Annotated in this window: 12 protein-coding genes; 6 read left to right on the top strand and 6 right to left on the bottom strand. The window is 70.3% G+C overall.

From position 1 onward, the window contains the following. Window positions 1-856 (top strand): IS5 family transposase (locus QMK24_RS40250; protein WP_502989173.1); only part of this gene is annotated, 856 nt, incomplete at its 5' end. Here QMK24_RS40250 and QMK24_RS40245 read toward each other — a convergent pair. Then, the gene (locus QMK24_RS40245) at window positions 819-1517 is read right to left on the bottom strand and encodes a hypothetical protein (RefSeq protein ID WP_283471864.1); all 699 of its coding nucleotides are present in this window, start codon (window positions 1515-1517) and stop codon (window positions 819-821) included. The genes QMK24_RS40250 and QMK24_RS40245 overlap by 38 nt on opposite strands. Before the next feature lie 112 nt (window positions 1518-1629). Between QMK24_RS40245 and QMK24_RS40240 the strand changes: the two genes are divergently transcribed. The 3 genes from QMK24_RS40240 to QMK24_RS42160 are packed head-to-tail and all read left to right on the top strand — an operon-like array spanning window position 1630 to window position 2778. Further along, window positions 1630-1905, top strand: coding sequence for an isoamylase early set domain-containing protein (locus tag QMK24_RS40240; protein ID WP_283471863.1), 276 nt, complete (start codon window positions 1630-1632; stop codon window positions 1903-1905). 39 nt (window positions 1906-1944) lie between these two features. Further along, entirely contained in the window at window positions 1945-2283 is a 339-nt protein-coding gene (locus QMK24_RS40235) for a PRC-barrel domain-containing protein (protein WP_283471862.1), read from the top strand. A 54-nt stretch (window positions 2284-2337) separates the two neighbouring features. Next, complete coding sequence (locus QMK24_RS42160; protein ID WP_502989172.1) at window positions 2338-2778, top strand: helix-turn-helix domain-containing protein; 441 nt, start codon at window positions 2338-2340, stop codon at window positions 2776-2778. 576 nt (window positions 2779-3354) lie between these two features. Here the strand turns inward: QMK24_RS42160 and QMK24_RS40225 are convergent. Beyond that, entirely contained in the window at window positions 3355-3564 is a 210-nt protein-coding gene (locus QMK24_RS40225; RefSeq protein ID WP_283471861.1) for a hypothetical protein, read from the bottom strand. A 1099-nt stretch (window positions 3565-4663) separates the two neighbouring features. Here QMK24_RS40225 and QMK24_RS40220 point away from each other — a divergent pair. Then, a complete protein-coding gene (locus QMK24_RS40220; protein WP_283471860.1) occupies window positions 4664-4900 on the top strand; it encodes an XRE family transcriptional regulator in 237 nt (78 codons plus the stop codon). Between the two features lie 2 nt (window positions 4901-4902). Continuing rightward, entirely contained in the window at window positions 4903-5088 is a 186-nt protein-coding gene (locus tag QMK24_RS40215; protein WP_283471859.1) for a hypothetical protein, read from the top strand. Window positions 5089-5510: 422 nt separating this feature from the next. On the opposite strand, the gene QMK24_RS40210 is transcribed toward QMK24_RS40215, so the two are convergent. The 4 genes from QMK24_RS40210 to QMK24_RS40195 all read right to left on the bottom strand — a co-directional run bounded on the left by QMK24_RS40210 (window position 5511) and on the right by QMK24_RS40195 (window position 7231). Continuing rightward, the gene (locus QMK24_RS40210; protein ID WP_283471866.1) at window positions 5511-5933 is read right to left on the bottom strand and encodes an Asp23/Gls24 family envelope stress response protein; all 423 of its coding nucleotides are present in this window, start codon (window positions 5931-5933) and stop codon (window positions 5511-5513) included. 188 nt (window positions 5934-6121) lie between these two features. Beyond that, a complete protein-coding gene (locus QMK24_RS40205; protein WP_283471858.1) occupies window positions 6122-6301 on the bottom strand; it encodes a hypothetical protein in 180 nt (59 codons plus the stop codon). Window positions 6302-6506: 205 nt separating this feature from the next. Continuing rightward, complete coding sequence (locus QMK24_RS40200; RefSeq protein ID WP_502962718.1) at window positions 6507-6671, bottom strand: hypothetical protein; 165 nt, start codon at window positions 6669-6671, stop codon at window positions 6507-6509. Window positions 6672-6679: 8 nt separating this feature from the next. Next, on the bottom strand, window positions 6680-7231 hold the full coding sequence (locus QMK24_RS40195) for a hypothetical protein (protein WP_283471869.1): 552 nt from the start codon (window positions 7229-7231) through the stop codon (window positions 6680-6682). Between the last annotated feature and the right edge of the window lie 190 nt (window positions 7232-7421).

The raw sequence follows: 7421 nt of genomic DNA, 5'->3' as shown, positions 1-7421 counted from the left end.
ACAAACTGGACCACGGGGCCTCTGCTCTCTCAGGAAGATCTTGGTCGATCCCCTGCATAGCAGAGGCCCCTCCTACATCTCTCCTACCCTTGACATCGCCAACGGGCCCTTAACTTCGTGGCATTGGATGCTCGACGTGGTGCGCTACCTGGTCGACGGCGGCATCAAGTGGCGGTCGATGCCGGCCGACTTCCCGCCGTGGGACCGGGTCTACGCCTTCTTCCGCCGCTGGATGCGCCAGGGCCTGGTCGGCGAGCTCCACGACCGGCTGCGCGGGAAGGTCCGCCAGGCCGAGGGCAAGGCAGCGGAGCCGACGGCGGCGATCATCGACTCGCAGTCGCTGCGCGGGGCGGCCACCGTGGGCGCCGACACACGCGGCTACGACGGGGGCAAGCGCGTGGGCGGCCGCAAGCGCCACATCATCGTGGACACCCTTGGCCTGCTGCTGGTGGTCGCGGTCACCGCCGCGAACGTGAGCGACCGCGACGCCGCCTACCCGCTGCTGGAACGGCTGCGCGCACTGCACCGCTTGATCGCACTGGTGTGGGCCGACGGCGGCTACACCGGCCGGCTGGTCGACTGGGCCCGCCACAAGCTCCAGGTCATGCTGCAGGTCGTCAAGCGCAGCGAGGACGCCTCAGGGTTTGTCGTGCTGCCCAGGCGGTGGGTGGTGGAGCGCACGTTGAGCTGGCTGATGCGCTCGCGCCGCCTGGTGCGGGACTACGAGCGGCTGCCCGCCACCCACGAGGCCCTGGTCCAGGTGTCGATGACCATGCTGATGAGCCGCCGCCTGGCGCGGTCCGCCGCCTCGGGGGCCCTCACGCCAAGGACCCGCTCAGGGCCTGGGCGGGGCTGAACACACCCGGGCTGGCCTCCCGGGCCCAGCCGCGCTCGCTCAGTCGCTTCATCCTCGAGCGCACCCCCTCGACCCTGGCGGGCGTTGCCTCCAGGTCCATCGCTCGCGCCAGCTCACCGCAGCGCATCCCCCTGCCGCCGGCCGCCTCCTGGTCTGCCAGCACGGACAGCAGTCGCTGGTAGTCCGGCGCGAGCACCGTCGGCCCAAGCCCCGGCTGCCAGGACGGCACCACCGAACCCGCCACCGCCGGCGGCACCGCCGCAGCGGACGGCTGCAGGCCCTGGTGCTGCGGCGGGGCCAAGACCCCCGTGACCTCTTCCCGCGCGATGACCAACCGTTCCACCACCGCCTCGGCCTGCGCCAACACAGCCTGGGCCCGCAAAACCTCCTCGCGAAGCAGATCGACCCGCCCACGAGCGGCAACCTCGCGGACCTCCAGCAACCCGAGCACCGACGGCATCACGACCTCCAAGGCCGAAGCGGAAACCTGATGCCTCAACACTTCCGCAGCGACGCCGACACTATTCCTGACCAGCGAAAAACCAACCAACCGCGAGCGGAAAGACAACAACTTCTCAACGTCGTATGCCCCGGCAAGCAATGTGCCAAGCCGCCACGGCGCGCGGGGCGCCCGCATCAGCCGGTTGCCGAGTGGACGCATCTGGGGCTGGGCTGTTCGGGTGGGTGGTACCGGTAGCTGCCGTTTCCTGGGCGCTTTCGGGGCATCAGCATGAGGTTGGTCTCACCCTCCACCGCCTGAAGGAGTAGCCGTCATGTTGGAGCGCACCCGGACGAAGGACACCACCACGGTCACCTTCATCCTGCCCGCCGATCACCCCCACGAGCAGATCAGTGTCGTAGGGGATTTCAACGATTGGCAGCCCGGCGCCCACCCGCTGGCCGACCGCAAGGACGGCACTCGCGCGGTGAGCATCGCGATGCCCGCCGAGCGGTGCTTCGGCTTCCGCTACCTCGCCGAGGGTGACCGTTGGTTCGACGACGAACGCGCCGACAGCCACGACGGCACCAACGGCTACCTCCACACCTGAGACCCTCCCCCCTACCAGCAGAAACGGAATGTGACACGCATGAGCATGTGGGACTACACCGCCGCCGCGCAGTACACCTACGGCACGGACCTGACCGGCTACAAGGTTGAGGCCACCGACGGGCACATCGGCAAGGTCGACGAGGCTACCGACGAGGTCGGCGCCGCGTACATCGTCGTCAACTGCAAGCCCTGGCTCATCGGCAAACACGTCATGGTGCCCGCCGGCGCCATCACCCGCGTCGACCACGACAAGGAGACAATCCACGTCGGCCGCACCAAGGACCAGGTCAAGGACGCGCCCGAGTACGACCCGGACACCATGGCCGGCAGCGCCGACTACCGCAGCAGCCTCGGCACCTACTACGGCGACCGCTGATCTCCGGTGGGAGCGAGGTCGTTCCCCGCTCCCACCGCGGTCGGTTGCTGCGGGATGGCCCCGGCCGCGTCGTCCCGTGTCGCAGCAGGAGCGGGTGAAGCGGCGGCCGTAGCCGCTGGGGGGAAGTTTCGCCGGGGCCGACCAGTTGAGCGCGTTCCCAGTAGTGCGCCAAGCGGCGGCTGTTGCCCATGGGGTGCGCGGTGTTCGGCAGGCGCGCGGATTAGGATCTTGGGCATGTCGCAGAAGAGACCGGCCGCGAAGCACACCGCGGCTTCGGGAGCGCCGTCGGTGCGGACGCGCTCGCCGCGCTTGACCGGACCGGCGCGAGCGGCGGCAGCCGCCCAGCTCAAGGAGATGTACGAGGCAGGTGCAACGATCCGCCAGATCGCGCAACGCACTGACCGCTCCTATGGTGGCGTCCGCGCCATGCTGGTCAGCGCTCGGGTTCCGTTCAGGGGCCGCGGAGGAAATCGAGCACAGCCGACACCGCCATAGTGCGCCCTTGCGATCCGCTGCCCCGCTCTACCAGGCAAGCAAGCTCGCTCACCAGGCGCTCAAAGCGGTGTCCGTCGGGCTGACGCTTCGGAGCCGACCAATCCGCCCCCGGGTCGCCCAGGGCGGCCGTGGCGGGCTGGGGCACCGGGTCGGACGGGGCCCAACCAGGGCCGCCCGATCCGGCTGACCCCGTTGTGACAGGGCGGGCGCCGCCGACAGCGGGCGCCACTGCGGCAGCGGCACGACGCCGGAGGAAAGGCCGGCATCCTGCCCTGACGTCAGGCCGAGGGTCGGCACCCCGGACACCAGCTCGGACCACTCGCGGTCGTCCTGCCCCGGCAGCATCCGCCCGGCTTGCCGCCACCGCTCAACCAGCGCCGCAAAGATCGGCGGATCGTCCGCGCGCAGAACCGTTTCCGCACCATCACCGGCTGCCCTGCGCCGCCGACCGGACGGGATCACGGACGCGTGTGTGCCTGTCACCCCGACTAACGACCACACACGCAAGCCCGCAACCCCCCTCGCTCACCCATTACTCCACCGAGGGTCCATCGCGGCACGGCGCTGACGCGGGCGTTACCGCGACAGTCCCACCGGCACGCCGTGTGAGGACAGATCGTCGTCGAGCCGACTCCGCAGCAGGAGCAAGGCAGCGGGGTCAGCGACCTGGGCGAGATCGTCGAGCAAGGCCCGCACGCGCGGGGCGTCTTCAGTCCGGACGGCCTCGACGACACCGTCGATAATCGCGCGGACACAGGCGGGCACGAGCCCGGGATCGGTGCGCATGATGAGGCTTATCAGACCCTGCGACGGCAGCGGAATCGCTTGATGGGGTGAGGCGCCGCAGACGGCGGGCCGATCCATAGGCTCGCCCCCGGCCAGAGCTTCTCCCTCGCCCGCGCCGTCCTGCCCTTCAGCCTCGCCGCAGGCGACGACCCGTGCATGTTCACCCGCTGGCGCCCCCGCCACTGGCCGCTCCCGATCACGCGCGGCTGGGGACGCCTCCTGATCTGCGGCGAAGGGCCCTTGCCCCCTGCCATGATGTTTCTCATGCAGTCACTGCCGATCCCGTGTCCCGCCCACCTCATCCCGGACGCCACGGGTCTCGACACGTTCAACACCGCGTACAAGGCGGCCAAGATGGCGGACGCCGTGTACGTCGGCGTCGAGCGCCGCGGCCGGCGGTGGGCGGTGGGCGGTCAAGGCCGACACGCTCACCGCCGCCCCGGGGCACGTCATCGACGACTCCGCGCACGAGGCTGTTCGTTGCGCCGCAATCCGTCTGGCCCGTAGCGGTGAGATCAGTTCCAGTTCGGGGCCGCGGCCGGGTACTACCCGCTGAACGGCGTGGCGAGCGAGGACAGGGCCCGCGAACTCGCCGCCGCACTGCACGCCGCCTTGTACGGAGACCTGGAGCCGCTGGCCCGCGCCGTGCCGACCGCCCTGTCCTCCTGACGCATGTCCCACGCGACGCCGTCGATACTCAACGAAGCGGCGCACGCCGACTTCCGGCGGCTCCAGCCTGTCGGCGCGGTTTCCGGCCCGCGCACGGGGACCATGAGCGCATGATCTACGGCTGCCAGCGCGCCAAGGGCGCGCCCGTGCTCGGAGCACGTCCCGGACAGGACGGGCTTTTCGGCCGCTGGCCCGAGGCCGCCGCCGCTGGGGACGCGACGGACACCGGTGAGCCCGCCAAAGCGCTCGTTGCGGTGGGACGGCCGTGCGTGGGTGCGGCAGTCCCGGGGTGGCCGGGCGGGCGGTAGCGGGACTGCCGGCCAGCGCAGCGTAGTGAGCAGCCTGGCCACCGGCCAGCCGCCACGCCGCTTCCCGTAGGTGTCGCGTCCCACGAGGGCATGGGGGCGCCTGTGGGGGGCAGGGGTAGAAGATGGACGCTTTGGGAGAACTGCTGCAGGCCGCCATGCGCACCCGGCACCTGAACGCGCAGGCGCTCGCCGACCGCACCGGCATCCGCACCCCGCGCATTCGCGCGTTCGCCCAGGACGGTGCCGACGGGCCCGTCCACCCCACCGGACCAGAACTGGCCGAACTCGCCGCCGCGCTGGCCCTGCCGCTGTCTCAGGTTCTGGCCGCCGCCCACGTTCCTGCCAGGATGCCGGCCTGACAGTGGCCCGGGCGGGCCCCGGCCCGGCCCTGATCGTCGTGCTGCTGCCCGTCATCCTCCTCGGCCTGCTCCTCGCCCTGGGCCGGTACGAAGAACACCTCTTCACCCCCAAAGCCCTGCGCTCTCACCGCCACCACGCCCAACACGCCCGCCACCCCCACCGGTGGAAGCGTCCCGGCCACAAGTGACCGGCACCCGACCTCGTCAGGGAGGGTGGAATGCGAGCAAAAAGGTGCGGGGACGTTGCAGCGGGTGTAGAAAACACGCACGGCACGAAGCGTCGCCTGCCTCGCCACCCCCCGTCGAGGCAGCGCACGACCCCCCGGTCAGCTTCGTACCCCACGGATGGCCGCCAGCCCTCAACAGGCCGGTGGTCATCCGTGCGTGGCGGTCCGATCCCGGCCGCCCCCCATCGTTTCTCAGCTCTGGGCCGGGGCAGCCCCGCCCTGCGGACTGCGCGGGGCGTGCACCGTGACGGCGGCGAGGTCCAAATCGAGGCGCCGGTTCATGTCCAGCTCGGAACGGGGTGATAACCGGCGAGCGACGCGCATCAGGAGGTTCCGGTTCGACCGGAGGGATATTTTCCCTGGTGTAGGCGGCGGGCGGCTGACTACTGCACGCGTCCTTCGGTCGCCGTCTCGTCCTCGTCTTCGTCGGGCAGATGAACGTCGTTGACGGCGATGTTCACCTCGACGACTTCCAGACCCGTCATCCGTTCGACTGCTGCGATGACGTTCTCGCGGACCTCTGCCGCGAGATCGGCGATGGCGACCCCGTATTCCACGACGACCGCGAGGTCGATGGCGGTCTGGATCTCGCCGACCTCGACCTTGACCCCACGGGTGACGCCCGCGCGTGAGCCGGGAACCATGCCGCGCACCGCGCCCATGGTGCGGGCGAAGCCACCGCCCAGAGCGTGGACACCTGGCACCTCCCGCGCCGCCATCCCCGCGATCTTCTCCACCACGCCGTCCGCGATGGTTGTCCTGCCCCGGGTCGCCGGAGCCGCGTCCGCTCCGGCCTTTCTCTGCAAGGTCGTCGCGCCAGAGGCGTGAGGATCGCTCTTGGCTGCGCTGGTCGCCTCCGTCACGGGAAGCCACCTCCTCGATCAGGCGGGCCCACAAGGGCCCGCGAAAGTATCGGCCACACTCCTACTCGTACCCGCCCGGGCCCGGACCCGCTCGTTGGGGGTCCGGTCGCGCCGGGCACTGGGTGTCGCTGTTATCGCAGGTTGCGTCTCCTCGAACCTCGATGCGACCGAGACCAGCGCACCGCGGCGAAGGCCCATGTGGCCACGAAGAGCACGATGGCGATGACCAGCAGGTATCCCAGCCCCTCCACCACCGCGCCGATGATTCCCACCACGACAGCCACAAGGATCAGAAGCAGGAAGAGCGTCATAGCCGATCGCCTCCACTGGCCCGAAGTTTGCAGATCGCCGCTCGGAATGCCTTTCCCTTTCAGCGTGCCTCCCTCTGCCGTCCGATGCCAAGGCCGGGCGCACAATCGGGCGCACATCTCCCGCGATCTCCTTGAAGCCTCACACAGATGCCGCCCTCATCCACCGCCGGCGGGTACCGGGACTCATCTGGGCACCCCCCGCCGGTCAGCCGGACCGGTTGACGTTCTTGAACATCTGCCGGCCGGCCTCGCGCACGGCGACCACCTCGTCCTGCGCGTCGGCCAGCTCGCGCCGCAAGGAGTCGTTCTGAGCGCGGGCCGCCGCAAGTTCGTCCTTGACGCGCTGGACCTCCGCCTGGAGTTCGCCCACCCGCTCGGTCAGCTCCCTGGTGCCGCTGCGGTCCAGTTGGGTGCCCAGACCGCGCTGGACGGCCTGCTTGAGGCGGTCCCGTTCCTCCCGCAGGGCCTTGACTCGGCGCGGGCCAGCTTCAGGTCGGTGGCCATGCTCGCCGCCAACGCCCCCACACCCGACTTCCGCTCGCGCCGCACACCCTTGGCCTGGCCCCTCATCGCGGCCTCGACGTGCTCCCGCACACCCTCGGCATAGACGAGCCAAGCGGAGACCTCAGCGGTGCGGGCGACAGCCGCGAAGCTGATCGCGGTGCCGCTGTCCTTCATCGCGTCTATCGCCGCCAGGACCTTCCCGCGCTTGGCCACACTGTCGCGTCGGCGGGCCTCACGCAGCGCGTCAGCGGGCTTGCGCTTGGCCTGGCTCACGCCCCGGCCTCGTCCCGCTGCCCGGGGAAGGTGGGCATGGGCAGCGGGCCCCCCGCGACCCGACGCGGTGGCCCGCAGCTTCCGCAGCACCGCCGACGCCTCCTCGACCTGCCCGCCCTCCTCGTGCTCCATCACCTGAAGTTGCTCGCGCATCTGGGTCACCACCATCTTGTACTACAGCCGGAGATCTTGAGGGTCGGTGATCGGCGGGATCGGTCGAGTCCGTTATGGCGAAGCAATATCCGAAGGAGCTCAAGGAGCGGGCCGTGCGCCGGGTCCTTGAGACACGCGATCAGTACAAGACCGAGTCCGCGGCGATCCGCTCGATCGGTGCCAAGCTCGA

The organism is Streptomyces sp. PH10-H1 (assembly GCF_030063355.1).
Classification (GTDB): domain Bacteria; phylum Actinomycetota; class Actinomycetes; order Streptomycetales; family Streptomycetaceae; genus Actinacidiphila.
Note: the sequence above shows the minus strand (reverse complement) of the source record. Positions and strands in the feature narration are given on the sequence as shown.